Below are 25,920 nucleotides of genomic sequence, written 5' to 3' on the forward strand. Positions count from 1 at the left end.
GGAGTGTGATGCGAAACAGCGGAGGCGAATGCTCGCCAGGGTTTTAAATCAGGCGGCGCGCGGGGTCAGCGTCAAACGATCCAGCGGCCCGACGATAAACAGATAGGAGAACAGGCCCAGCACGCCCATGGAACCGACGTACAGGATGGCGTAATCAAAGGAGTGGGTATTAGCGAGGATTACGCCGATAACCAGCGGCGTGATAATACTCGCCAGGTTGCCGCACATGTTGAACACCCCGCCGGCAATTCCCAGCATTTCCTTCGGCGAGGTGTCGCTCAGCACGCACCAGCCGAGGTTACCGAAGCCTTTAGCAAAGAAGGCCAGGCTCATGGCGGCGATCACCACCACTTCCGAGGTGGTGTAGTTGGCGACAACAATCACGCAGGAGAGCAGCATGCCGCAGATCACCGGCAGCTTGCGGGCGGTCGTCAGGCTGTAGCCGCGTTTCAGCAGCCAGTCTGAGAATACCCCACCGAGCAGTCCGCCGATAAATCCGGCAATGGCCGGGATACTGGCGACAAAACCGACCTTGAGGATCGACATACCTTTAGCCTGGTAGAGATAGGTGGGAAACCACGTCAGGAAGAACCAGGTAATGGACGTTACGCAGAACTGGCCGATATACACGCCGATCATCATGCGATTAACGCAGACGCTTTTAATCTGCGCGAGGGTTAATTTCTGCTGCGTTTTTTTCGTACCTAATTCCGGCTCGCCGCCGCCTTCGCATATATAGTCGAGCTCCTGTTGGTTAATTTTGGGATGGTAAGAGGGATCTCTCACTTTTACCAGCCAGAATATCCCCAGGACCACGCCGATAGCGCCAATATAATAAAATACGTAGTGCCAGCTTAAATTATGCAGAATAATGGTCATTAGCGGCGTAATAATTCCCAGGGAAATATACTGCGCGGCCTGATAGACCGAGGTGACAAACCCGCGCTCTTTATTAGGAAACCACTGTACGCTGAGACGGCTGTTAGCGGGGAAGGCGGGCGCTTCAATCGCGCCCATCATCAAACGCAGAATCACCAGCACGATCAATGGGCTGGCGAACAGATAGATCGTTCCCTGAAACATGGTGACGATCGACCAGCCAATCAGCGCGCAGCCGTAGACCAGCCGCGAACCATATTTATCCAGCAGCCAGCCACCGGGTATTTGCATAATGACGTAGGAGATACCAAAAACTGAAAAGGCCAGCCCCATCGACTCGGGATCAAAGCCTAACTCTTTGCTCATAATAGGCGCGACGACGGACAGCGTTGCCCGGTCGGCATAATTAAATACGGTAGCCAGAAATAAAAACAGTAATATGCCGTAACGCACGTTGCTGCGTTTTAAGGGGGTAGTCATCTTCAACTCCTTTGCAGGGTTGTTTATTGTGGGTACAGTCAATAAGAGGTATTTCCCCGGTAGGGCTACGGGTTTTCAGTCATCTGCGGACCGGTAGCCCGGACAGATGCGCCGCATCGCCTCCGGGAAAATGCGGTATTCTCCCGGGGGCGGCGCTTGACGCGCCTTGCCCGGGCTACGGAGCCTGTAGCCCTTGTGCCGCCATCCGGGGAATTCGGTTAAGGGCGTTTACCAAACTCGCAGCTTTGCTGGGTCCAGCGGCGGGCCTGTTCGCTCAGGGTAAAGCCCAGACCGTGGCGTTCGGAAACCCACATCCGCCCGTCGCGCAGCTCCAGCTGTTCGTTAAACAGCGGGTTCAGCCACTCGAAGTGCTCCAGCCACGGCTCGAGCGGGTAGGCGGCGGCGAGATGCAGGTGTACCTCCATCGCAAAGTGCGGGGCCAGCTTGCGACCGTGCTTCGCCGCCAGATCCATAATCTTCAGGAACGGGGAGATCCCGCCGACGCGCGGCGCATCCGGCTGGACAAAGTCGCTGGCGTTGCCGAGGATAAGCTGCTCATGTTCGCGGAAGCTGGTGAGCATCTCGCCGGTGGCAATCGGCGTATCCAGCGCGGCGGCGAGCTGCGCGTGGCCTTCAACATCGTAGGCGTCAAGGGGCTCTTCAATCCAGATCAGATTGAACTGCTCCATTTTGCGTCCCATGCGGATGGCGGTTTCGCGATCCCACTGCTGGTTGGCGTCCACCATCAGCGGGAAGTCATCGCCCAGCACCTCACGCACCGCCGTCAGGCGACGAATATCTTCGGCGGTATTCGGCTGACCGACCTTCAGCTTAATCCCGCCAATCCCGTTCTCACGGGAGATAGCCACGTTTTTTAACACCTGATCCAGCGGCGTATGCAGAAAGCCGCCGGAGGTGTTGTAGCACTGAACGGAATCGCGGTGCGCGCCGAGCAGTTTCGCCAGCGGTAGTCCGGCGCGTTTGGCTTTCATATCCCACAGCGCAATATCAAGAGGGGAGATAGCCTGTACCGCCATACCGCTGCGGCCAACGGATGCGCCGGCCCACAGCAGTTTGGTGTAGATCTTGTCGATATCGTTCGGATCTTCGCCGAGCAGATTATCGGCGATCTCTTTGGCGTGGGCGTAAATGCCCTGGCCGCCCGCACGTTTGGAATAGCTGAAGCCAACGCCTTCAAAGCCGTCCCGGGAGCGGATTTCGGCGATGATAATCGCCACTTCGGTCAGCGGCTTTTGCCGACCGGTCAGAACCTTTGCATCGCTAACGGGGGTCGCCAGCGGCAGAAAAGCCAGCGACAGTTTGACGTGTTCAATGCGGTCGCCGGTCTCAGCGGCAGTTTTGACGCCAGACGCTTTGGCGTAGGTCACGGACTCGGAATTAGCGCTCGTGGTCATAGTCAGTTCCTTTTAGTGGAAAAATGTTTGCGCTAACATTTTTAATCCTGGATTTGTCATTGCGCTACGACAGTGATTTTAATTTGTACAAACGATCACAATTAGCGGTTATAAAGGGTAAAATTATGCAGTGCAGGTCACGATCCAAAAAGGTTTGTGAAAAATCACAAATCAAAATGATAGCGATAACATTTTGGGTTTCAGGTGTTTGATTCTATTGAGGATGTCGAGGTGAGCGCTGGCAATTGCGCGGGCCATCATCAATAATGCCCACAGAAAACGACTCAACACAGGGGCTTAGTCGTGAAAAGCAGAAAACCGACGCGCGCGCCGACGCTGGATGATGTAGCCCGTAGCGCCGGGTTGTCGTCGATGACGGTCAGTCGGGCGCTGAATACGCCGCAGCTGGTACGGCCAAAAACGGTCGAGAAAGTGATGCAGGCGGTGCAGGCGACAGGCTACATTCCCAACGCGCTGGCCGGCGGCCTGGCCTCCAGGCGCAGCAAGCTGGTGGCCGTGGTAGTGCCGCAAATTAACAACAATATGTTTGTCGATACCATCCAGGCGCTGAGCGATACCCTGGCGGCGCGCGGCTACCATATGCTGCTGTGCGTGGCGGGCTACAGCCGACAGACCGAAGCCGAGCTGGTAGCAACCTTACTCTCCCGGCGTCCGGATGGCGTAGTGTTGACCGGCATTCAGCACGCCCCGGCGTTGAAGAAGACGATCCTCAACGCCGCTACGCCGGTGGTGGAGATCTGGGATCTCACCCCGACGCCGCTGGATATGCTGGTCGGTTTTTCGCATGAAAAAGTCGGTGAAACTATTGGCGAGTATCTTCTGGAAAAAGGCTACCGTCGCCCGGGCCTGTTGTGGGCCGGCGACGCGCGCGCGACGTTGCGAAAGCAGGGGCTCCGCGCCCGACTGGCCAAAAATGGCCTTGACGATGCGCCGCAGGTCGAAGTGCCGCTTCCGGCATCGCTGGCGCTGGGGCGTCGCGGGCTGGCCGAGCTGCTTGCCGGGGGCGAGTTTGACGTTATCGTCTGCAGCTCCGATACCCTTGCACAAGGGGCGATTATGGAAGCCGAAAGCCGGGGGCTGCGCGTGCCGCAGGATCTGGCGGTGATCGGTTTTGGCGATCTGGACTTCGCCGCCAGCAACCGTCCGGCCATCACCACCGTCAGCGTCGACCGTCATGCCATCGGCGAGCAGGCGGCCACGCTGCTTGCCGACCGCATAGAAGGCGGAGAAGAAGGGGACGCGATTATCGATATCGGCTTTCACCTGGTGGCGCGCGAGTCGGCGTAGCTCTGCCGTTTCGCATGTGCGAGGGGGCCTCAATAGCGGCATGGCGTAATCAAATCTATACTGCAAAATTGCTAAACCCGTCGCCGCTCTGTTCCTGAGCGGCAAATTCATTGAGGGCGCAGAATATGATCACCGTCTATGGCGTACCCGGCTGGGGCTCAACAATTAGCGAACTGATGCTGACGCTGGCAGATATCCCGTACCATTTTGTTAACGTTGAGGGCTTTGACCAGCCGGGCCCGCAGCGCGACCGCCTCAAAAAGATAAACCCGCTGTGTCAGGTGCCGACCCTGACGCTTGCAGACGGCAGCGTGATGACCGAATCCGCTGCGATTGCCCTGATGATCCTCGACGTTCGACCGGATCTGGCTCCGGCGCCGGGATCGCCGCAGCGGCATGCCTTTCAGCGTCTGCTCATCTGGCTGGTGGCGAACGTCTATCCCACCTTTACCTTTGCGGATTACCCGGAGCGCTGGGCCTCCGATGCGCCAGAACAGCTGCGGGAAAGCTGCATCAGCTATCGCAAATCGCTCTATCTGTGGCTGGAGGAGCAGCTTGCCGCCGCGCCGTATGCGCTGGGGGCGGAAATAACCCTGCTGGACTGCTATATTGCGGCGATGTGCGCCTGGGGCCCGCGCCGGGAGTGGTTTGCGGCGCAGACGCCAAAATTCGTCGCCGTGGCGGATGCGGTGTATCGACATCCCAAACTCGAAGCCGTTCTGCGCTGCAACGAGCTGATTTAAAGCACAAAAAGCGATCCGGATGACGCGGGTTATGCTAGTTTTATCGTCCAGACAATAAAGGAGCCTGCTATGCCGCACGTTGATATTAAATGTTTTCCCCGCGACCTGAATGATGAACAAAAAGCGGCGCTGGCCGCCGATATTACCGAGGTGTTGATTCGCCATCTCAACAGCAAAGAGAGTTCAGTGAGCGTGGCCCTGAAGCAGGTTGAGCCGAGCGACTGGCAGCAGGTGTGGGACAGCGAAATCGCCCCGCAGATGGAACAGTTGATTAAGAAACCGGGCTATAGCATGTAACCCGGTTTCTTCCCCGGAGGCGATGCTGCGCATCTGTCCGGGCTACGCGTTCCCGGCGGTTTGCGGCCCGGTAGCCCGGCAGGCGCATCGCGCCGCCCCCGGGAGCGGGGGCATTGAAGCCAGGTCATGAGCGATACGTCTTGTCCTGGGCCAACGCGTCACAATGTACCGGGTACATAAAATCCTTTGATTGCTGTACACAGTACATGTATATTGTCTGGTAAGTCGTAAGGACATCAGGGAATGAGATGTTTACTTTTATTGAACTACAAGGCTTCAGTAAACGACGCCAGGTGCTGTTACCGGATGATGAATTTCGGGCCTTTCAGGAAATCCTGATCAATGATCCTGAGGCAGGTGACACCATTTCGGGAACCGGAGGTTTTCGTAAAATCCGCTGGAGTCGTCCCGGAACGGGAAAGCGCGGCGGCGTGCGGGTGATTTACTATAATGTAACGATAAAGGAAAGAATTTACCTGGCGCTCATCTATCCTAAAAATGAACAGGATGGGTTAAGCCAGGAGCAGAAAAAGATATTAAGGCAGGTTGCTGAGTTATTAAACTAGCCAATAAACATAAAGTGAGGCTGAGCTATTAATGATCGAAACATTGATAGCGCCAGAGAGCCAACTGAGGTGTGTATGAAAGACGAATTGTTTGCCGATCTGCTGGCTAGTGCAGAAGAGATGGTCAGGATTGAGAAGGGTGAACAAACGCCGAAGGTGCACCACGTTCATACCTTCAGCGAAGTTGATGTGAAAGCGATACGCGAAGCCACAGGTTTAAAACAGCAGGACTTCGCCGCCGCCGTTGGCGTTAGCTATGAGCTGGTTAAAAGCTGGGAAACGAAACGACGTCACCCAACCGGAGCATCCAGAAAGCTGCTTTTATTGCTTCAGGGCAATCCATTGATTATCAATTTGTTGAAGGTTATTTGAATCGTTACGCTTCGCAACGAAAATGGCAGGGTCTGCGCCCTTTCGTAACCGAGGACATTAAAAAAGGAGAGTATTACGTATGGAAACCAATGATTCTATTTTGAAAGAAATCGAGAAATACAGCACTCATATTGATAGGTTTAGAGCGCGAGCAAACACTCATGGTATCTGGTTGTTTATTGCTACCCTTGGATGCTGGGGGGTAACTGATCCCAGTATTCGGATATTGGCATTCGTTATGCTTTTCTTTATTTTTTTGTTTCTTCTACACGGTAGCTTTCCAGGTGAAAAGCGAACGTTTAAAAAGATTCACGATGATATAAAAAATAAAATACTTAATAATTTAACACCAGAACAACAGCAAGAAAGGTTTGATGATCTTCTCATCGTTGAGAAAAAACGAAAGTCACTTATTGGAATTATAAAAACAACCTTCATCTTTTTAGCCTGTTATGGTTTTTATTTTATTAGTTTATTTTACTTCATACAGAACTGGCATAGCCACAAAATTACAGCGTGTATTTAAATAAACCCGTCCAGGCGTTTGCCCCGGACGGGCTGCTGTATTAAAACCAAATCTCCGTCTGCACGCCAAAGTTCCAGTTTCCGCCGGCGGTAAAGCCTTTACTGCCGAAATCATCGTTGATCGCGTAGCGATCCAGATCTTTATCCCAGTTCATCCACGTAACAAAGAAACGTATCTCCGGCCGCGCTTTAATATCCAATACATCGCCCACTTTAAACGTCGGGGCGAAGGTCAGCTTGTAAAAATCGCCGCTCACCGCCTGGTATTGATGCACGCCGCTGTCGTAGCGATAGGTTCGTCCGTTGGGATTGAGGTCCATATATTGCCAGGACGCCTCGTACAGCAGGGCGAAGTTGCGGGTGATCCCCTGCGAAACTCGCAGGTTGAAGGTCGCCCAATCGTAGCGGTCGCCGTCGCGATAGCGGTCTTCGCTATGTTGGGCGATAATCGATGGCGCAAGCTGCCAGTTTTTGCCCAGCGGTAAAATACCGTATGACGCAAAGCGCAGAGATTTGGCGTTTTCAGTAAGATCGCCATCGCTGCCGGGCTGGCGCGCCTCGGCGCCCAGTCCGCCGCCGTACTGCAGGGCGCTCTCCGATACGCCCGGCGCCAGGCCGTAGAACCGCTGTTTATCGTGATACGCCAGCATCGCATAGTAGCCGTTCTTCGCCGTATTATCGCTGCGCAGGGCGTAGCTGCCGGTGGTCGACGTATTATCCTTAAGCGAATCGTTACCCTGTGCGGTCATTGCCGTGGTCATTAGCTGCCAGTTGTTCCAGAAGTGGTTGGCGGTGAACATCAGGTTCTGGATATCGTTATCTTCATAGTTATCGCTACCCAGATCGCCAAAGCTGCGCGCATAAACCGAGTAGTCGCCGCGCAGCGCGCTGTTCCAGTTGACGTCATTGATCCCGCCGCCGGTACCGCCGAGGAACATAATATCGCTATCGGTAAAGTGGATATCGAAGTTATCGCGGTCGAAACGCTTGCCCGCCCAGATGGAGGCGCTCCTGAACGGCCCGGAAAAATCGGCGAAATTGCCCATCTCGACGTACAGCTGACGCACGTTCAGATGGTGGCTGTCGTTATCCTGCACCCACGGATCCGGATTGGTCGCGCCGTCGGCCAGCATGGTTTTAAAGTGCGCCCACGACCCGTCGCTGAAGGTCATTTTTTTGCCGAAGCTGAGTTCCACGTAGTTATCTTTCTCATTGCCGAGACGGCCAACGTGGGCGTCACCGTTGAGCGAACTGGCCGGCGAGATCCCCGGACCGCCGCGCGCGCCTTTGCCGTGGCTGTTGACCAGCATTCCGGAGCGGGCGTAGGCGTTAAATTCAAAACCGTCGGTAAGGCGGGTTTTCGCCAGCTGTTTGTCGGCAGCCTGCTGCTTTTGCTCCGTGGCATCGGTGCGCTGGCTTAACGTCTGCACCTGTTTTTCCGCCGCCGCCGCACGCTGTTCTGCCGCGCTGGTGCGCAGCTCCGCCTGCTGCGCCCGACGTTTAGCCTCTCCGGCCTCCTGCTCCGCATGATTAAGCCGGGCCTCCAGCAGCGCCAGCCGTTGTTCGACGGTGAGCGGGGCCGCATTTGCGCCGTAAGCCGAAAAAAGGGCGCAGCAAACCGCCGCGCTAATCAAAGAGATACGCATATTAATCCTTATTTTTTTCAGAGGTATGAAGGGTGTGCTGCGCCTTACAGGGCGTGGTTTTCTCCGGCGACTGAAGATGTGTCCGACGGCGCGCGGCGTCCGGCATCAAGGTCGGCGCGGATCTGTTCATACTGGTCGTCGAGGCGATAGAAGCGGCCAATCCACAGCATTGAGGCGACAATCAGCAGCGCCGGGATATAGAGGTAGCAGGCTTTTATCGCCAGCATCGCGCCGTCGCTTTGGGCCTGGTTGGCGATATAGCCGCCGGATGAGAGCAGTACCCCGGTAATAGCGCCCGCGCCCGCCATAGCCACTTTGCCAAGAAAGCCGTTGATAGAGGTCAAAATGCCGGCGGTATTGATGCCGGTTTTCCACACCCCGTAATCCACCGGATCGGCCTGCATGGAGAAGTAAATTGCCGTGCGCTGTCCGGCGCCAAGCGATAGCACCACCGCACCGGCAACCAGGCCCCAGCTGTTAACGCCTGCCGCCATCATCATGCCCATGCCGACCAGGTTGATCGCGCTGGCGACCAGATAAACGTGGCGCTTTTTCATCCGGCTGGCGAGCAGCGGCACGGTGAGGGTACCCAGCAGAGGCACGAAGGTGGAGATCCCGGCGACGATCGCCGTGAGATCGTTATTGCCGACGTAATAATGGAAAAAGTAGACCAGCGCCCCGGTCTGGAAGAAAAACGCGCCCCACATCAGGAAAATATTGATGGCGAAGACGAACCACGGCCGGTTGGCGCGCAGGCTAACCCACGCGCGTTTTAAGGTCATGCGCTCCTGCGTAATGCTGATATTTTCCTTAACGTTCCGGAAGCTCACCAGCAGGAAGAAGGTGGCAATAACGCCGAAAACCACCGCCGTATAGAAGAAGCCGTGCTGCTGATTGCCTTTCCCCAGCGCGCCAACCAGCGGCAAAGTGGCGACCGCGACGATGGTCGCGCCGAGCGAGCCGAGCAGAATACGCACCGCCGACAGCGTGGTGCGTTCCCGCGAGTCGTTCGTCAGAAACGGCAGCATGGCGCAGAACGGAATGTTGACGATGGTATAGAGAAACGACAGGCACAGATAGGTGACAAAAGCGTAGATCAGCTTACCGGTGGTGCCGAAATCCGGCACGTAGAAGGCCAGAATACACAGCAATCCGAAAGGGATCGCGCCAATAAGCAGATACGGACGACAGCGTCCCCAGCGGGTGGCGGTATTGTCGATAACCAGCCCCATCAGCACGTCGGCAACGCCGTCCACCAGACGCGTCACGAGAAACATCAGGCCAACGTAATAGGCGGGCAGGCCCATCACGTCGGTGTAGAAGAACATCAGATAAAGAGAGATCATCTGCCACACGAGGTTGCAGGAGAGGTCGGCGATGCCATAGCCAAGGCGCTGCCGCCACAGGGTAAAGGTTGTTTCTGCCATAAAAATACACTCGCTTATCGTTGTTGTTAAAGTCCGTACTGGCGAATAAACCAGGCCGGGGTGCAGCTCCACGCATGGCAATAACTGTTTATCAGTTTGCTGCCATAAGGGGAAAAATCAGGATGCGCCGGGTCGAAGATTTCCCAGAAGGTATCGGCGCCGTAGTCGACCATGGCTCCCCAGTAGGCTTTGATCTGCGCAATTGCCTCGTCTCGCAGCCCGCACTGCAGAAGGGCGGCGATATAGTGATGACGCAGGTAGGGTGTGTTCATGGCGACCGCGGGGGGATTTTTCTCCAGGTTGCGCATGATCTCTCGTCGCTGCTGCGGCGTGCCGACTTCCGCCAGCACCAGCCAGATTTGCGATGCCCAGGAGACCTGCCGCTGCTCGCCGCTGACGTAAAAGCCCTGCTGCGGGTCCCATAACGCATCGAGGGCCGCCGCTTTGAGCTGTTGTAAACGCTGGCGATAGCTGACGGCCAGCTCAGGTTCGAAACGCTCCGCCAGCCAGACGGCGCGCTGCAGGCAGTAAATCAGTACCCCCTGCGCCGCCGCCTGTTTATTCAGCGACGCCTGCCAGTCGATAAACACCCACCAGTCGTCGCTATCGCGCACAACGCCGGAGGTGTCGCAGCGGGTCAGCGCCAGTTCTACCTGACGACGCGCCGTGGGCCACAGCTCGCGGGCCGTGGCCATATCCTCCGCGCTTTGCAGATAGTTGTAGAGGACGTCGACAAAAAACAATGAATAATCAAAAAGAAAGGTATCGTCCGCAATGACATCCGGCTGCACGAACACGTTGGCCGATACCATTCCGTCCTCGCGAGTATGCCCGGCAAAAAGGTACAGGCAGCGGCGCACCAGATCGTGGCGTGCGAAGGTGACATCGTTGACCAGCGCCTGCAGACGTAAATCGCCGAGCCACAGGCGGCGGTCGCGTTTGGGGCCGTCTTCAAACACTTCCTGCATGCAGTTTTGCAGGGTCAGCACGGCAACGTTATCGATGGCCCGGAGCTGCGGGTCGGAGGTTGTCGCCGCCGGGCATGCGCCGCTGGCCGAGGTGACCGAGTTAACCTCAATCTGCGTGAACTGCAGGCGAAACTTGCGCGAAACGGCTTTGACCTCCACCTTCAGATAGCGGAAGCAGTAGCGGCGCGGCAGGTCAATTTCGGCGGGCAGGACATCAAGCCACAGATCCTGCTGCTGCAGCCAGCTACTGCTGAGCCAGCCCTGATAGTCGCTGAACGGTTCGCACACTTCGCTCAGCGTTTCGCCGAAGGTCAACTGCAGATGGGCCGGAGCGTCCGGCGGACTCCCGGCGCTCTGGCAGAGAAAATGCAGGTAGCCAACGTAGTGGCTGCCAAAATCAATAATGACGCTATCGCCGCTGCTCAACTCGCGCTGGTAAAACGCGGCCAGGGTGCTCACCGGCTCGGCACGCCAGCCGAAGAGCGCCGCGGCGTCGGCGTGGGCTTCGACTACCGCGATCGGCGGGTGTGCCTGACGACTCAGCGCGGGCCGGAGCGCCTCGGCGGTACGTAAAAATTTCGGGTGGCGGGTCATCATGACCTGAGAATTATGCTGAATTGCCTGTGACATACTGCGTCCTCTGTGTTGATTTGTCCGCAGCATAAGACGCCGCCGCCCGCGGCAACCACTCTGGCAATGCCAATGCATCTGGCAAAATGGCACTGATAATGAGATGAGCGGGTCGCCGATCACAATTCCATAAATCTTGCTCGTGGCGGCCAGTTAAATGCATTATCTTGCCCCTGCGCCGTATGCCGTTTTGGACCCGATCGATGATGCTAACCGTTGAGTATTATTTCACCCATCCGCAGGATAAGCTGGGAATGTACGCCAGCGATCCGGAAGATAATAGCCATGAACATAGTCACGAGTTTGCTGAACTGGTGATCGTTGAAGAAGGGCACGGCTTACACGTTATTAATGGCCGGCCATTATATATTCAGCAGGGCGACGTTTTTTACGTTCAGCCGGGCGATGTTCACTATTATGATGAGCTGGGAACGCTTAAGTTAATTAACGTATTAATTAACCCACTAGTAGAATTTCATTATTTACAGTCTCTCGACACCTTATTGCAGACGTTCTCCGCACGAAAGGCTTCCTGCTACGGCTGGCTGGCGCCGGATACCCGCCAGATCTGCAAGGAACTGGTAGATAAAATATTTTCTGCCGAGCTGCGGCGGGGGCAAAATATTGCCCTGCGCGAAGCCGCGTTTTTCCAGCTGGTAACGACGATTCTGCATGCGGAAACCGAAGCCGAATATAGCACCACCAAATATAAGCTGCATAAATTGCTGACCTGGCTACAGGAGCACTGTTTTGAAGAACATAACTGGCCGCAGCTGGCGGAGAAATTCCACCTGACCACGCGGACCGCTTTTCGCCATATTAAAGAGGCGACGGGATTGACGCCGGATAATTATTTAAAGCGTCTGCGCTTAGTTTCGGCGCGCGTCAAATTACGCGAGACCGATATGACAATTACCGAAGTGGCTTATTTATGCGGTTTTGCCAACAGCAACCACTTTACCACCTTATATAAAAAGGTCTTTGGCCTGACGCCCAGCGAAGATCGGCGGCGTTTGCTGCGCTAGTACACCTCCCGGAGGCGATGCTGCGCATCTGTTTGGGCTACGGGTCCGCAGCGGTCCGCGGTCCGGTAGCCCGGGCAAGGCGCTGTGCGCCGCCCCCGGGAGAGACGCGCAGGGTGGTGAAGAATTGCCCCGGAGGCGAGCGGGGGCTATTCTTCCGGGGTATTGGCGCGGACGTGGCGGCCGCTGGCAACAAAGTTGCCGGTGCCGAGATGATGGAGGGTATTGATCTTATCGTCGTCGAACTGCCAGCGTCCGCTGACGAACGCGCGCTCATCGGCGGCGGCGGAAACCACTTCGCCAAACAGCGTATCGTACTGCTCCTGAGCCGCCGTTGCCGGCAGCAGTCGGCACTCCATCCATGCAAGACACTTCTCTTCAATCAGCGGCAAGCCCAGCTCCGGACCTTGCACGACCGGGATGCCGTAAGCGTTAAATTTATCCTCATCGCGTCCGCTGATGCTGCCGACCGCGTAGGTCCAACTGGCGGCCTCGACGCCGGGAACGACGATGCCAAATGCGCCGTTGCGCTCAATAATTTCCCGCGTCCAGGCGCTTTTATCTACCACGATGGCCAGCCTCGGCGGAGCGAACTCCACCGGCATCGACCACGCGGCGGCCATGACGTTACGGCGTTGAGAGTGGGCGTCATAGCTGGTTATCAAAATTGTTGGGCCATGGTTGAGCAGGCGACTGGCGTACTGGAGTTCCACGTGGCGAAAACGGCTCATATGCGTTCCTTGGTAAATGGGTCTGATGCCAGACAACACGTTAATCCGCAATGAAAATGTAATCAATACGTCATCAAGGCTCCCTATAGTCGGCGTCACTAAGTCCCAAAGAGGATAACAATATGTTAGCTCCCCTGAATTTATCTCAGGTGAGCGCGCGCCGGCGGATGTTGACCGCGGGCAGAGCCACGCTTTCCCAACGGGAGGGCGAGAATGCGCGCGCTGACCAGTATTAAACTCGACGGCGTCTCTTTCGCCTTCGGCGCCCACACCGTGCTTCATCAGATCGATCTGCATATTGATGCGGGCAGCATTGTTGCGCTGCTGGGGCCTTCTGGCTGCGGTAAAAGCACGCTGCTGCGCCTGCTCGCCGGATTATCCGTACCCGCCAGCGGCAGCATTCACTTTGGCGATCGCCTGGTGGCGAAAACCGGCTGGGGCTTGCCGCCGGAGCAGCGCGATCTCGGCATGGTCTTTCAGGATTACGCCCTGTGGCCGCACATGACGGCGGCGCAGAACGTAGCTTTCCCGCTGCGTATGCGCGGCGTCGGGCGTCAGCAGCGACAGCAACGGGTCGAGGAGGCGCTGGCGATGGTCGGTCTCAGCGGCTTCGCCGACCGCAAACCGTCGGGCCTTTCCGGCGGTCAGCAGCAGCGCGTTGCCCTGGCCCGCGCCATCGTTGCAGAACCGCGCGTGCTGCTGTTCGATGAGCCGCTCTCCAATCTCGACAGCGAGCTGCGCGAGTCGCTGTGCCTCGAAATGAGCCGCCTGCTGCGCCAGCTGGGGATCACTGCCGTCTACGTCACCCACGACCGTCGCGAAGCCGAACTGTTGGCCGACAAGATTATTCATTTATCTGCGGGCTGCATTGCCGCCGTCCGCGCCGTGACTTCAACCTCAGGGGAATCCGTATGAAAACCGTTATCACCGTTACCAAAGGAGCCGCGCTCGCGATGATGTTGTCCGCCACCACGATCTCCAGCGCCCAGGCGCTCACCGTCTATACCGCCGGGCCGGGCTCGCTGGCGAAAAGTCTTGCCAGCGGCTATGAGAAGAAAACCGGCGTTAAGGTGAATATTTTCCAAGCCACCACAGGTAAGGTGATGGCGCGTCTCGAAGCTGAGCAGGCTAACCCGCAGGCGGATGTGCTGATTTCCGCCTCGTGGGATACGGCGGAAGATTTGCATCACCGCGGCTGGCTGCTGCCGTATCAGAGCGCTAATGCCGATAAGGTCCCGGCGAACCTGAAATCCGCCGATTACGTTGCCCAGGGGATTTCCGCCCTGGGGATCGTCTGGAATACCAAAAGCGGTACCCCGGAGCCGAAAGAGTGGCGCGACCTGACCGAAGCGGCGTTCAAAGACAAAGTGACGACGCCGGACCCGGCGCTTTCCGGCGCGTCGCTGGATTTGCTGATCGGGTTACAGAATGGCATGGGCGATAACGCCTGGGCGCTGTTTGATGCGTTAAAGAAGAATGGCATGGTGGTCAGCGGGCCGAACGCCCAGGCGGTAACGCCGGTGATGCAGGGGGCGAAAGCGGCGGTATTCGGCGCGGTTGATTATGTCTCTTACGGCAATATCCATCAGGGCGAATCGCTGAAGGTGATTTTCCCGGCCAGCGGCACGGTCATTGCGCCGCGGCCGATGATGATCCTCAAAACCAGCCAGCATGCCGAAGATGCTAAGGCCTTTGTGGATTATGTGCTGTCGCCGGAAGGCCAGGCGCTGGTCGCCGACGCCTGGCTTATGCCCGCCCGCAGCGATGTTCCGGCGAAGCGTCCGCTGCTCAACGAGCTGAAAATATTGCCGACCGCAGGCGAGGGCACTAGCGAACGCAGCGCGGTGCTGTCCCGCTTTAATACGCTTTTCGCCCAGTAAACCGACTTTTCCCCCGGGCTTCGAAAGTTGGCCCGGGCACATTCCCGGAGGCGGCGCAGGCGCACCTGTCCGGGCTACCGGACTGCAGACGGCTGTGACCCGTAGCCCGGCTAAGCGCAGCGCGAGCCGGGTAAGATCGTATCCAGGAAAATACCGTGAAACAGAGACTTATTTCAGCGTGCACGCTGGCGGCGCTGCTGGTGCTGGTTGCGTTGCCGCTGCTCTTTATTATTCTGCAGGCGATTTTCCCCCGGTTTAGCTCCGGGTCGCTGGAGGGCGCGTTTAGCGGCGTGGCGGCGCTGATTGCCGACCCGCAGCTGCCGACGATGCTCGGCGGTACCCTGTGGGTGGCCTGCGGCGTGGCGCTGATGAGCGTGCTGATCGGTCTGCCGCTGGGCGTGTTGCGTGGGTTGTTTAATTTGCCGTTGCCGCGGCTGTGGGATCTGCTCTTTCTGATCCCGTTTCTGACGCCGCCCTATATTGCCGCGCTGTCGTGGATGCTGATGCTGCAAAGTCATGGCTATCTCCAGCAGCTGACCGGCTGGGATCTTAACGATCTACTTTTTAGCCGTATCGGGATCGTGCTGGTGATGACCCTCAATATCTTTCCGGTGGTCTACTTTGCCGTCTCGCGCAGCCTGTTGGCCAGCGGTCAGCGGCTGGCGATTGTCGCCCGGGTGCACGGCGCCAGCGCCTGGCAAGCGTTCTGGCACATCACGCTACCGATGCTTTCTCCGGCCCTGGCGGCGGGGATGCTGCTGGCGTTTACCCTGGCCATTGAAGAGTACGGCGTTCCGGCGGCCCTGGGGGCGCGGGCGGGGCTGGTCATGCTGACCGTAGGCATTGAGAAAAAGCTCGCCGACTGGCCTGTCGATCTGCCCGGCGCATCGCTGCTTTCGCTGCTGCTGATCGCGGTGGCGCTGCTCGCCTGGTGGCTGCAAAAACGGCTGACTGGCGATAAAGAGGTCACCAGCGTCACCGGCAAGCCGGGAGAGAGTAGCGGGGCGGAGTTGGGCTGGCTGACGCTTCCGGCGGTGCTAGCGATGGCGGGCGTCGGGGGGCTGGCGGTGGTGATGCCGGGCGCGTCGATGGTGCTGACCAGCCTGATGAGCACGCTGTCGGGCGGTATCCATGCTGACAACGTTACCCTTCGCCATTTTGCCGCGCTGTTTGCTCAGCAGGGCGACGCGCTGTCGGCACTGGCAACCAGCCTTTCGCTGGCGCTGGCTTCGGCAGGGGTTGTTGGCATGGTGGGACTGCTCGCCGCCTGGCTGGTTGTGGTGCAAAAAATGAAGGGGAGCGCCTTTGTTGATGCGCTATCTCTGCTGCCGGCGGCGCTGCCGGGCGTGGTGGTGGGCGTCGGGCTGATTCTACTGTGGAACCAGCCGTTCTGGCCGGTGTCGCCTTACAACACCTGGTTTATGCTGCTGCTTTCCTACTGCTGTCTGCTGCTGCCGTGGCCGGTGCGCTACGTTGGCAGCGCGCTGCGCCAGCTTGGTCATAATCTTGAGCCCGCCGCGCGGGTGCACGGCGCGACGCCCCTGCAGGCGCTTCGCCTGATCGTTCTGCCGCTGGTCTTTCCGGCGCTACTGGCGGCGATGCTGATGGTGTTTGCCATTGCCTCCCGCGAGCTGGTGACCTCGCTGCTGCTTGCGCCGGCCGGGACGCAAACCGTCTCGGTGTTTATCTGGCGCCAGTTTGAGCAGGGCTCGGCGGGAGAGGGGATGGCAATGGCATCGCTGACGCTTTTTACTGGTCTGGGGCTGATGCTCTGCGCGCTGGCGCTGATGCAGCGGGGCACGCGCGGATAAATACGATCGCACAAAATAGCTGGTCAGGCGGGAAAAACAGGCTATAAATGTCGGACACCGATTGCTGGAGGCATTGATGAGTCCCTTTTTAAGCGCCTATTTTTCTCGCCTGGGCTGGGCGGGTACCCCGGATGTTTCTCTGAACACCCTGCGCGAACTGCATATTCACCATAACGGCGCGATCCCCTTTGAAAATCTGGATGTGCTGCTGCCCAGAGAGATACATCTCGACGATCGCACTCTCGAAGAGAAGCTGATTCACGGTCGTCGCGGCGGCTACTGCTTCGAGCAAAACGGCCTGCTGGAGAGAGCGCTGCGCGAGATCGGCTTTACCGTGCGCAGCCTTCTGGGGCGCGTGGTGCTGGCCAATCCGCCGCATATGCCGCCGCGAACCCATCGGCTGCTGCTGGTGGAGGTAGAGGGGGAACGCTGGATTGCCGACGTTGGTTTCGGCGGCCAGACGCTGACCGCGCCGATTAAGCTGCTGGCGGATATAGAACAATCCACCCCGCACGGTGAATATCGCCTGATTTACGAAGGGGAAGAGTGGGCGCTGCAGTTCAGCCATCACGGCCACTGGCAGTCGATGTACCATTTTGATTTAGGTCGCCAGTACGCTTCCGACTATGTGATGGGCAACTTCTGGTCGGCGCACTGGCCGCAGTCGCACTTCCGCCATCATCTGCTGATGTGCCGCCACTTGCCGGACGGCGGCAAAATGACGCTGACCAATTTCCACTTTACCCATTGGGATAAAAACCATGTGGTCGAAAAGCTGGATTTAGCGGATGTTCCGGCGCTGTATGAAGCGCTGAAAACGCGTTTTGGTCTCGGCGTCGATGATGCCAAATACGGCTTCAGCGAAGCGGAGCTGGCGGCGGTGATGGCGGCGTTTGATACCCATCCCGAGGCCGGAAAATAAATATCGTACAGGAACCGTTGGCTGGATAAGGGGTGACGGTCAAACGGGGAGGTTACCCGGCTTGCGCTACGCTTAGCCGGGCTACGGGGCGATCCTGACGCCCGGGTTAGGCGTTTTTGCCGCAACCCGGGATGATTGCGGATTTTGCTCAGCGTCTTGAACGTACCACCTGGTAGCGGCGGGTGAAATATTCAAACGGCGCGCTCCAGACGTGAACCAGCCGGGTGAACGGGAACAGCAGAAAAATCGTCATCCCCAGCACCAGATGCACGCGGAAAACAAAGGCCACGCCGCTGAGCATTTCTGACGAGCCGCCGCGGAAGGTGACGATGCCCTGCGCCCAGCCCACCAGCTTCAGCATTTCACTGCCGTCCGGATACTGCGCCGAGAAAGGGATGGTGCTCAGCCCGAGCAGGCACTGAATCAGCAGAATGCTCATGATGATGATATCCGGCGCGGTCGAGGTGGCGCGAACGCGCTGGTTGGTCAGACGACGCCAGAGCAAACCGGCGCCGCCAATCAGCGTCAGGACGCCGCAGACGCCGCCGAGCACCATCGCCATCTGCTGCTTGACCGCGATGGGTAAAAACCAGGCATACATCCAGTGCGGCGTTAGCATGCCGAACAGATGGCCAAAGAAAATGCCGAGTATACCGATATGGAACAGATTCGACCAGATAACCATCCCGCGTTTATCCAGCATCTGGCTGGAGGAGGCGCGCCAGGTGTACTGGCCGTAGTCATAGCGCAGCCAGCTGCCGAGAAAAAAGACCGTCGCGCAGATGTAGGGGTAGATATCGTAAAAAAAGACGTTCAGATACTGTATCATTTCGGGCCTCCCGCGCTGACGTCGACGTACTGCGGCGCCACGTCCTGGCTAAAGCGTCGTTGATATTGCTGTAACGGTGAGCTGTCACAGGCCGTGGCGTTGTCTTCGATAAATTTCACCTGCTCTTCTTCCCAGACCGCATCCAGCGCCTGCCGGGTATCATCGCGGGACTCGTTGTTGACCTGTTGCGTGACACTGTCACTTGATAGCGGAATTCCGCCGAGGCTGAGCAGGGCGTCAAACAGCTGATACCAGGGGACACCGCGCTGCTTCAGCCGCCCGCCCAGCAGCGCCAGAATCGGCGCGACGTTTTGCAGACCTTCGCGCGCTTCGTTTTCCGGCAGGATGCTGAGGTATTCCAGATACAGCGGCAGGTGGTCGGGAAGTTCGCGACAGTTGAGCACCAGGCCCGCCTTTTCATACTGAGCGAGCAGGTCGACCATCGCCTGACCGCGGTCGCGGGACTCGGCGTGCACGTGTTCAAACAGTAGCAGCGATGTGGCGCGGCCCCGGTCGAACACTTCGCACCATTCGGCCTGCTTGTCCAGCAGCGGGGCATTCAGCATCTCCGCGGCGAAGTCGTCGAGCACAGGGGCGTCGTGACGCACCATGCTCAGCACCTCGTCCTTGCACTGCCAAAGAAACTCATCCGGGTACTCCATCAGCAGGCCGATCGCTTTGAGGATTTGCATTATTCCCCCTCCGCTTTATCGCGTACTTCGGTGATGTTGATGGCGTCAATGCGGCTACTGTTGAACAGGTTGAATTTGGTGTCGGAGCCGTGGCAGCCGTCGCCGAAGGTAAAGCCGCAGCCGTTGCGCTCGGGGAAGGCGTCGCGCGCCATTTCGCGGTGGCTGGTCGGGATCACGAAGCGGTCCTCGTAGTTGGCGATCGCCAGATAGCGGTACATCTCCTCGACCTGCTCAACGCTCAGGCCAACCTCCTCGATGGCGCGAGTATCGGTGACGCCTTCCACCGTTTGCGAGCGCATGTAGTGACGCATCGCCATCATGCGCTTCAGCGCACGCAGTACCGGGCCGGTATCGCCCGCGCTGAGCATATTGGCGAGATACTGCACCGGAATACGCAGGCTTTCGATGGCCGGAAGCACGCCGTCGCTTTTCGGCAGACCGCCGGCGTCGGCGTAGGACTGAATCGGCGACAGCGGCGGCACGTACCAGACCATTGGCAGGGTGCGGTATTCCGGATGCAGCGGCAGCGCCAGCTTCCAGTCCATTGCCATTTTGTACACCGGCGAGCGCTGGGCGGCATCAATCACGTTTTGTGGAATCCCCTGTTTCAGCGCTTCTTCAATCACCGCCGGGTCGTGGGGGTTGAGGAACACCTCGCACTGCCGCTCGTAGAGGTCGGTTTCGCGCTCGGTGCTGGCGGCCTCTTCAATGCGGTCGGCGTCGTACAACAGCACGCCGAGGTAGCGGATACGTCCCACGCAGGTTTCTGAGCAGACGGTGGGCTGTCCGGACTCGATACGCGGGTAGCAGAAGATGCACTTCTCCGATTTGCCGCTTTTCCAGTTGAAGTAGATTTTCTTGTACGGGCAGCCGCTGATGCACAGACGCCAGCCGCGGCATTTGTCCTGGTCGATCAGCACGATGCCGTCTTCTTCACGCTTGTAGATGGCGCCGCTGGGGCAGGTGGCGACGCAGCTTGGATTCAGGCAGTGCTCGCACAGGCGCGGCAGATACATCATGAAGGTATTTTCAAACTGGCCGTACATCTCCTTCTGAATCTTGTCGAAGTTACGATCGCGGGCGCGCTTTTCAAACTCGCCGCCGAGCAGCTCTTCCCAGTTGGGGCCCCAGATGATTTTATCCATCCGCTTGCCGTCGATAAGCGAACGCGGACGGGCGGTGGGCAGGTGTTTTCCCTCCGGCGCGTTGTGCAGATGCTGATAATCAAAGGTAAAGGGTTCATAGTAGTCGTCGATCTGCGGTATCACCGGATTGGCGAAAATTTTGGTGATGACGCCCATTTTTCCGCCCAGACGCGGGCGTATTTTGCCATTAACATCGCGCACCCAGCCGCCTTCCCACACCTCCTGATCTTCCCAGTTTTTCGGATAGCCGATGCCCGGTTTGGTTTCGACGTTGTTAAACCAGGCGTATTCCATCCCTTCGCGTCCGGTCCAGACGTTTTTACAGGTGACGGAACAGGTGTGGCAGCCGATGCATTTATCGAGATTGAGAACCATACCGACCTGTGAACGTATTTTCATTTTTTCGCCTCCTGTACCCCATCGCGACCTTCGTCATCCAGCCAGTCAATATTTTTCATTTTGCGGATCATGATGAACTCGTCGCGGTTGGAGCCGACGGTGCCGTAGTAGTTGAAACCGTAAGCCAGCTGGGCGTAGCCGCCAATCATATGGGTCGGTTTCGGGCACACGCGGGTGACCGAGTTATGGATCCCGCCGCGCCGTCCGGTGACTTCCGAGCCCGGAATATTCATCAGGCGCTCCTGGGCGTGATACATCATGGTCATCCCCGGCGGTACGCGCTGGCTGACCACCGCGCGGGCGGTGAGCGCGCCGTTGGCGTTGAAGGCCTCGATCCAGTCGTTATCTTCGATACCCAGCTCGCGGGCGTCGGTTTCGCTGATCCACACGATTGGCCCGCCGCGCGACAGGGTCAGCATCAGCAGGTTTTCGCTGTAGGTGGAGTGGATGCCCCATTTCTGGTGCGGCGTCAGGAAGTTGAGCGCTTTTTCCGGGAAGCCATTGGGCGGGATCGCTTTCATCTGGCTGACGCTGCGGGTGTCAATGGGCGGACGATAGACCACCAGGCTTTCGCCAAAGGCGCGCATCCAGGGGTGATCCTGATACAGCTGCTGGCGGCCGGAAAGGGTGCGCCAGGGGATCAGCTCGTGGACGTTGGTATAGCCGGCGTTGTAGGAGACATGCTCGCTCTCAAGGCCGGACCAGGTCGGGCTGGAGATAATTTTGCGCGGCTGGGCCTGAATATCGCGGAAGCGGATTTTTTCATCCTCTTTATTCAGCGCCAGGTGCGTATGCTCGCGGCCGGTAAACTCGCCAAGCGCTTGCCAGGCTTTGACCGCCACCTGACCGTTGGTTTCCGGGGCGAGGGCGAGGATCACTTCCGAGGCGTCAATGGCGGTGTCGATGCGCGGGCGACCTTTGGCCGGGCCATCAAGCTTGACGTAGTTAAGCTTGCCGAGGAAGTCGACCTCGTTCTGGGTGTTCCATGTGATGCCTTTACCGCCGTTGCCCAGTTTGTCGAGCAGCGGCCCGAGGGAGGTAAAGCGCTCATACGTCGCCGGATAATCGCGCTCAACGACGGCAATCGACGGCGCGGTTTTACCCGGCGTCAGCTCGCATTCCCCTTTCCGCCAGTCCAGCACGTCGAAGGGCTGCGACAGCTCCGCCGGCGAATCGTGCTGCAGCGGCACCAGCACGACGTCGGTCTCTTTATCGAGGTGGCCGACGCAGACCTCGGAGAAGGTTTTGGCGATATCTTTGTAAATTTCCCAGTCGCTTTTCGCCTCCCACGCCGGGTCAACGGCGGCGGAGAGCGGGTGGATAAACGGATGCATATCCGAGGTGTTCATATCGTCTTTTTCATACCAGGTGGCGGTCGGCAAAACGATATCGGAGAACAGGCAGGTACTGGACATGCGGAAATCGAGCGTCACCAGCAGGTCGAGTTTGCCTTCGATGGCCGCGGTCTGCCACTCCACCTCTTCGGGTTTCACGTCATCGCTGGCGCCCAGCTCATCGCTCTGAATACCGCTGTCGGTGCCCAGCAGATATTTGAGCATATACTCGTGGCCCTTGCCGGAGGAGCCCAGAAGGTTAGAGCGCCAGATAAACAGATTACGCGGATGATTTTTGCCGTTATCCGGCTGTTCGCAGGCGAAGCGGATCTCGCCGGACTTCAGCGCCCGGGCGGTGTAGTCTGCGGGGGTCAGTCCGGCTGCGGCAGCCTGCGCCTTGATGGTCAGCGGATTGACGCCCAGCTGCGGCGCGGAGGGCAGCCAGCCCATGCGCTCGGCGCGTACGTTAAAGTCGATCAGATGGCCGCTGAATTGGCTGGCATCGGCCAGCGGCGACAGCAGCTCCCGGGCAGTCAGCTTCTCATAGCGCCACTGGCTGGCGTGATTGTAAAAAAAGGAGGTGCTGTTCATCTGGCGCGGCGGACGATTCCAGTCAAGGGCGAACGCCAGCGGTAGCCAGCCGGTTTGCGGACGCAGCTTCTCCTGGCCGACATAGTGCGACCAGCCGCCGCCGCTCTGGCCGACGCAGCCGCAGAACACCAGCATATTGATCATCCCCCGGTAGTTCATATCCATGTGGTACCAGTGGTTGACGCCGGCGCCGAGGATAATCATCGACCGTCCGTGGGTTTTATGCGCGGTATCGGCGAATTCACGGGCGATCTGCTCGATGTGCTGGCGCGGGACGCCGGTAATCTGTTCGGCCCACGCCGGGGTATAGGCTTTCATCTCACTGAAGTCCTGCGCGGCGTTGGGATCGTCTAAGCCGCGTTCGAGTCCGTAGTTGGCGAGAATCAGATCGTAGACGCTAACCACCAGGCCGGATTCACCGTTGGCCAGCGGGAGCTGCTTAACCGGCAGCTGATGCAGCGTCACCGGATCCTGCTTGATGCTGCGAAAGTGCGGGTTTTCGTTGCCGCCGAAGTAGGGAAAGCCCACCGTCACCACGTCGTCACGGCTATCCAGCAGCGATAGTTTGAGTTCAATGGCTTGCCCGGCGGCCTGCTGTTCAAGGTTCCATTTGCCTTTCTCTCCCCAGCGGAAGCCAATCGAACCGTTGGGGGCCACCAGTTCACCAGCGCTGTTATAGGCGACGGTTTTCCACTCCGGGTTATTGCTTTCGCCTAAATCGTCGACCAGATCGGCGGCGCGGACCATCCTGCCGGGAACGTAGAAACCCTCCTCGCGACGCTCAAGCATCACCAGCATCGGCATATCGGTGTAGGTGCGGCAGTAGTTGAGGAAATAATCGCTCGGGTTATCAAGGTGAAACGTTTTGAGGATCACGTGGCCCATCGCCATGGCCAGCGCGCTGTCGGTACCCTGTTTCGGCGCCAGCCACTGGTCGCTGAGCTTGGCGACTTCCGAAAAGTCCGGGGTAATCGCGATGGTTTTGGTGCCCTTGTAGCGCACTTCGGTAAAAAAGTGGGCGTCCGGCGTTCGGGTCTGCGGGACGTTGGAGCCCCAGGCGATAATATAGCTGGAGTTGTACCAGTCGGCGGACTCGGGAACGTCGGTCTGCTCGCCCCAGGTCATTGGCGAGGCGGGGGGAAGGTCGCAGTACCAGTCGTAGAAGCTCAGGCAGGTGCCGCCGAGCACCGACAGATACCGGGTGCCGGCGGCGTAAGAGACCATCGACATCGCCGGGATCGGCGAAAAGCCCGCTACGCGGTCCGGGCCGTAGTTTTTGATGGTCCAGACGTTGGCGGCGGCAATCAGCTGGTTCAGCTCCTTCCAGCTTGAACGGATAAACCCGCCTTTGCCGCGTACCTGCTTGTAGCTGAGGGTTTTGACCGGGTCCTGCATGATGCTGTCCCACGCCTGCACCGGGTCCGGGTGCTGAGCCAGCGCTTCGCGCCATAGGGCAATCAGCCGCTTGCGCGCCAGCGGATACTTCAGGCGGTTAGCGCTGTAGAGGTACCAGGAGTAGCTTGCGCCGCGCGGGCAGCCGCGGGGTTCGTGGTTTGGCAGATCCGGGCGGGTGCGGGGGTAGTCCGTTTGCTGAGTTTCCCAGGTGACCAGCCCGTTTTTGACGTAAATTTTCCAGCTGCATGAGCCTGTGCAGTTCACGCCGTGCGTTGAGCGGACGATTTTGTCGAACTGCCAGCGCTGACGGTAGCTGTCTTCCCAGTCGCGATTGGTGTTGTACACCTGACCGTGCCCGTTGGCAAAGCTCTCGCCTTTCTGCTTAAAGTAGCGAAAGCGATCCAGTAGTTTACTCATGACCTTCCTCCTGCTCCGATAATGTCCGGCCTGAAAAGACCGTACGATCCCCAGGCCGGATAGGGCGTCAGCCGCCATCCGATGAATATGCCGTTATTGTTTTGCCGGTTTGCGACGGCCGTAGACCAGCCAGGTCACCAGCACGCAAACCACGTAGAAAACCAGGAAGACCTTCATCGCCCCGACCGGGGAGCCGGTCATCGCCAGCGAGGTACCGAAGGCTTTAGGGATAAAGAAGCCGCCAATCGCGCCGATGGCGGAGATAAAGCCAAGCGCCGCCGCGGTGTCGGTCACCGCTTCGTGCTGGGCCTGTTCGTCGCTGCCGCCGCGTTTCTTCACGCTGTCGAGGGTGATTTGGCGAAAGATCACGGCGATCATCTGGAAGGTGGAACCGCTGCCGAGACCGGCGGTCAGGAACAGCCCCATAAACACCACGTAAAAGGCGAGGAAACTGCCTGAGCCGCTGCCGGGGAGGGTGAGAAACAGCAGGCCGGTAAACAGCGCCATCAGGATAAAGTTGATCAGGGTGACCCGCACGCCGCCAAGGCGGTCAGAAATAATCCCGCCGAAGGATCGCGCCAGCGCGCCGATAAACGGCCCGAAGAAGGCCAGCTTAAGAATGTTAACGTCGGGGAACTGCGTTTTCGCCAGCATGGCGAAACCGGCGGAGAAGCCGATAAACGAGCCAAAGGTGGCCAGATAGAGCAGGCTCAGCAGCCACATATGCGGGCGTTTCAGCACAGGCAGCTGCTCGCGAATCGAAGCCTTTGAGCTGGCGATGTCGTTCATTCCTACCCAGGCGGCGAAGGTGGCTATCACCAGCAGCGGAACCCAGACGAGGGCGGCGTTGCTCAGCGCGAGAAGAGAGCCATCCTCCTGAGGCACGCCATGGATGCCAAGAAAAGCGAAGATGGGCAGAAAAATCGCCGCCGGCGCGATCATCTGCATCACGCTGACGCCGAGATTGCCGAGGCCGCCGTTGATACCCAGCGCGCTGCCCTGTTTCGCTTTGGGAAAGAAAAAACTGATATTTCCCATGCTGGAAGCAAAGTTCGCACCGGCAAAACCGCATAGCAGGGCAATGGTGATAAATACCCAGAATGGAGTAGCGGGGTTTTGAATGGCAATACCCAGCCAGATACAGGGCACCACCAGAATAATCGTGCTTAATACCGTCCAGTAGCGCCCGCCAAATATAGGTACCATAAAGGAGTAGGGTACGCGTAATATTGCGCCGGAAAGCGAAGGCAGAGCGGTTAATAAAAAGAGCTGATCGGTAGTGAAATTAAATCCGACTTTATTGAGATTGACGGCGACGGCGCTGAATAGCATCCAGACGCAAAAGGCGAGTAGCAAACAACCTACGGAAATGCAAAGATTTCTGCGCGCTATTTGCTTTCCCTTATTCTCCCAAAACGCCGCATTTTCTGGTTTCCACTCTTTTAAAAGATAATGATTCTTCTTCTCATTATTGCTCAGCATATTGCCCTCGATTG

At 58.1% G+C, this 25,920-nt stretch carries 22 protein-coding genes; 11 read left to right on the top strand and 11 right to left on the bottom strand.

Annotation, left to right across the window (positions count from 1 at the left end):
- Positions 1 to 48 precede the first annotated feature (48 nt).
- Positions 49 to 1,359 (bottom strand): MFS transporter, encoded by a 1,311-nt coding sequence (locus HMPREF1144_RS06100; RefSeq protein WP_009652226.1) that lies wholly within the window; start codon positions 1,357 to 1,359, stop codon positions 49 to 51.
- Positions 1,360 to 1,577: 218 nt separating this feature from the next.
- Positions 1,578 to 2,774, bottom strand: coding sequence for an L-talarate/galactarate dehydratase (locus HMPREF1144_RS06105; protein WP_004850662.1), 1,197 nt, complete (start codon positions 2,772 to 2,774; stop codon positions 1,578 to 1,580).
- A 303-nt stretch (positions 2,775 to 3,077) separates the two neighbouring features.
- Between HMPREF1144_RS06105 and HMPREF1144_RS06110 the strand changes: the two genes are divergently transcribed.
- The 6 genes from HMPREF1144_RS06110 (at position 3,078) to HMPREF1144_RS06135 (ending at position 6,586) form a co-directional block, all read left to right on the top strand.
- Entirely contained in the window at positions 3,078 to 4,082 is a 1,005-nt protein-coding gene (locus HMPREF1144_RS06110; RefSeq protein WP_004850664.1) for a LacI family DNA-binding transcriptional regulator, read from the top strand.
- Between the two features lie 125 nt (positions 4,083 to 4,207).
- Positions 4,208 to 4,825 carry a glutathione S-transferase family protein gene (locus tag HMPREF1144_RS06115; protein WP_009652178.1) on the top strand — a complete coding sequence of 206 codons (618 nt, stop codon included), beginning with the start codon at positions 4,208 to 4,210 and terminating at the stop codon, positions 4,823 to 4,825.
- Between the two features lie 69 nt (positions 4,826 to 4,894).
- On the top strand, positions 4,895 to 5,122 hold the full coding sequence (pptA, locus tag HMPREF1144_RS06120; RefSeq protein ID WP_004850668.1) for a tautomerase PptA: 228 nt from the start codon (positions 4,895 to 4,897) through the stop codon (positions 5,120 to 5,122).
- A gap of 248 nt (positions 5,123 to 5,370) precedes the next feature.
- Entirely contained in the window at positions 5,371 to 5,688 is a 318-nt protein-coding gene (locus HMPREF1144_RS06125; protein WP_009652154.1) for a type II toxin-antitoxin system RelE/ParE family toxin, read from the top strand.
- Positions 5,689 to 5,763: 75 nt separating this feature from the next.
- On the top strand, positions 5,764 to 6,060 hold the full coding sequence (gene nadS / locus HMPREF1144_RS06130; RefSeq protein WP_004138143.1) for a NadS family protein: 297 nt from the start codon (positions 5,764 to 5,766) through the stop codon (positions 6,058 to 6,060).
- A gap of 79 nt (positions 6,061 to 6,139) precedes the next feature.
- Entirely contained in the window at positions 6,140 to 6,586 is a 447-nt protein-coding gene (locus HMPREF1144_RS06135) for a hypothetical protein (protein WP_004850672.1), read from the top strand.
- A gap of 40 nt (positions 6,587 to 6,626) precedes the next feature.
- Here HMPREF1144_RS06135 and HMPREF1144_RS06140 read toward each other — a convergent pair whose 3' ends face one another.
- From HMPREF1144_RS06140 to HMPREF1144_RS06150, 3 genes are read right to left on the bottom strand one after another with little or no spacing between them, the layout of a single operon-like run.
- Positions 6,627 to 8,231 (bottom strand): carbohydrate porin, encoded by a 1,605-nt coding sequence (locus HMPREF1144_RS06140; protein WP_004850674.1) that lies wholly within the window; start codon positions 8,229 to 8,231, stop codon positions 6,627 to 6,629.
- A 44-nt stretch (positions 8,232 to 8,275) separates the two neighbouring features.
- Positions 8,276 to 9,658 (bottom strand): glycoside-pentoside-hexuronide (GPH):cation symporter, encoded by a 1,383-nt coding sequence (locus HMPREF1144_RS06145; protein ID WP_009652254.1) that lies wholly within the window; start codon positions 9,656 to 9,658, stop codon positions 8,276 to 8,278.
- A gap of 26 nt (positions 9,659 to 9,684) precedes the next feature.
- Complete coding sequence (locus tag HMPREF1144_RS06150) at positions 9,685 to 11,256, bottom strand: family 78 glycoside hydrolase catalytic domain (RefSeq protein ID WP_009652195.1); 1,572 nt, start codon at positions 11,254 to 11,256, stop codon at positions 9,685 to 9,687.
- Positions 11,257 to 11,459: 203 nt separating this feature from the next.
- Between HMPREF1144_RS06150 and HMPREF1144_RS06155 the strand changes: the two genes are divergently transcribed.
- Positions 11,460 to 12,281, top strand: coding sequence for a helix-turn-helix domain-containing protein (locus tag HMPREF1144_RS06155; RefSeq protein ID WP_009652259.1), 822 nt, complete (start codon positions 11,460 to 11,462; stop codon positions 12,279 to 12,281).
- Between the two features lie 146 nt (positions 12,282 to 12,427).
- On the opposite strand, the gene HMPREF1144_RS06160 is transcribed toward HMPREF1144_RS06155, so the two are convergent.
- Positions 12,428 to 13,009: a flavin reductase family protein gene (locus HMPREF1144_RS06160; RefSeq protein ID WP_004850682.1), complete on the bottom strand. Its 582-nt coding sequence runs from the start codon at positions 13,007 to 13,009 to the stop codon at positions 12,428 to 12,430.
- Between the two features lie 213 nt (positions 13,010 to 13,222).
- Here HMPREF1144_RS06160 and HMPREF1144_RS06165 point away from each other — a divergent pair, with 213 nt between their 5' ends.
- From HMPREF1144_RS06165 to nhoA, 4 genes are all read left to right on the top strand, one after another.
- Positions 13,223 to 13,924, top strand: a complete 702-nt coding sequence (locus HMPREF1144_RS06165) for an ABC transporter ATP-binding protein (RefSeq protein ID WP_009652179.1) — start codon at positions 13,223 to 13,225, stop codon at positions 13,922 to 13,924.
- The gene (locus HMPREF1144_RS06170; protein ID WP_009652122.1) at positions 13,921 to 14,889 is read left to right on the top strand and encodes an ABC transporter substrate-binding protein; all 969 of its coding nucleotides are present in this window, start codon (positions 13,921 to 13,923) and stop codon (positions 14,887 to 14,889) included. Before HMPREF1144_RS06165 ends, HMPREF1144_RS06170 begins: the two co-directional genes overlap by 4 nt.
- 155 nt (positions 14,890 to 15,044) lie before the next feature.
- Positions 15,045 to 16,700, top strand: coding sequence for an ABC transporter permease (locus HMPREF1144_RS06175; RefSeq protein WP_009652183.1), 1,656 nt, complete (start codon positions 15,045 to 15,047; stop codon positions 16,698 to 16,700).
- 76 nt (positions 16,701 to 16,776) lie between these two features.
- Entirely contained in the window at positions 16,777 to 17,622 is an 846-nt protein-coding gene (gene nhoA / locus HMPREF1144_RS06180; RefSeq protein ID WP_004850692.1) for an N-hydroxyarylamine O-acetyltransferase, read from the top strand.
- Between the two features lie 148 nt (positions 17,623 to 17,770).
- Here nhoA and narI read toward each other — a convergent pair whose 3' ends face one another.
- The 5 genes from narI to HMPREF1144_RS06205 form a co-directional block, all read right to left on the bottom strand.
- Complete coding sequence (gene narI / locus HMPREF1144_RS06185) at positions 17,771 to 18,451, bottom strand: respiratory nitrate reductase subunit gamma (protein WP_004850694.1); 681 nt, start codon at positions 18,449 to 18,451, stop codon at positions 17,771 to 17,773.
- Positions 18,448 to 19,143, bottom strand: coding sequence for a nitrate reductase molybdenum cofactor assembly chaperone (narW, locus tag HMPREF1144_RS06190; RefSeq protein ID WP_004850696.1), 696 nt, complete (start codon positions 19,141 to 19,143; stop codon positions 18,448 to 18,450). Before narW ends, narI begins: the two co-directional genes overlap by 4 nt.
- Positions 19,143 to 20,687, bottom strand: a complete 1,545-nt coding sequence (gene narH / locus HMPREF1144_RS06195; RefSeq protein WP_004101903.1) for a nitrate reductase subunit beta — start codon at positions 20,685 to 20,687, stop codon at positions 19,143 to 19,145. Before narH ends, narW begins: the two co-directional genes overlap by 1 nt.
- Complete coding sequence (locus tag HMPREF1144_RS06200; RefSeq protein ID WP_009652262.1) at positions 20,684 to 24,424, bottom strand: nitrate reductase subunit alpha; 3,741 nt, start codon at positions 24,422 to 24,424, stop codon at positions 20,684 to 20,686. Before HMPREF1144_RS06200 ends, narH begins: the two co-directional genes overlap by 4 nt.
- A gap of 93 nt (positions 24,425 to 24,517) precedes the next feature.
- Positions 24,518 to 25,906, bottom strand: coding sequence for a NarK family nitrate/nitrite MFS transporter (locus HMPREF1144_RS06205; RefSeq protein WP_009652133.1), 1,389 nt, complete (start codon positions 25,904 to 25,906; stop codon positions 24,518 to 24,520).
- Positions 25,907 to 25,920: the final 14 nt, after the last annotated feature.

This window comes from Klebsiella sp. OBRC7 (genome assembly GCF_000293135.1).
Lineage (GTDB): Bacteria > Pseudomonadota > Gammaproteobacteria > Enterobacterales > Enterobacteriaceae > Klebsiella > Klebsiella michiganensis.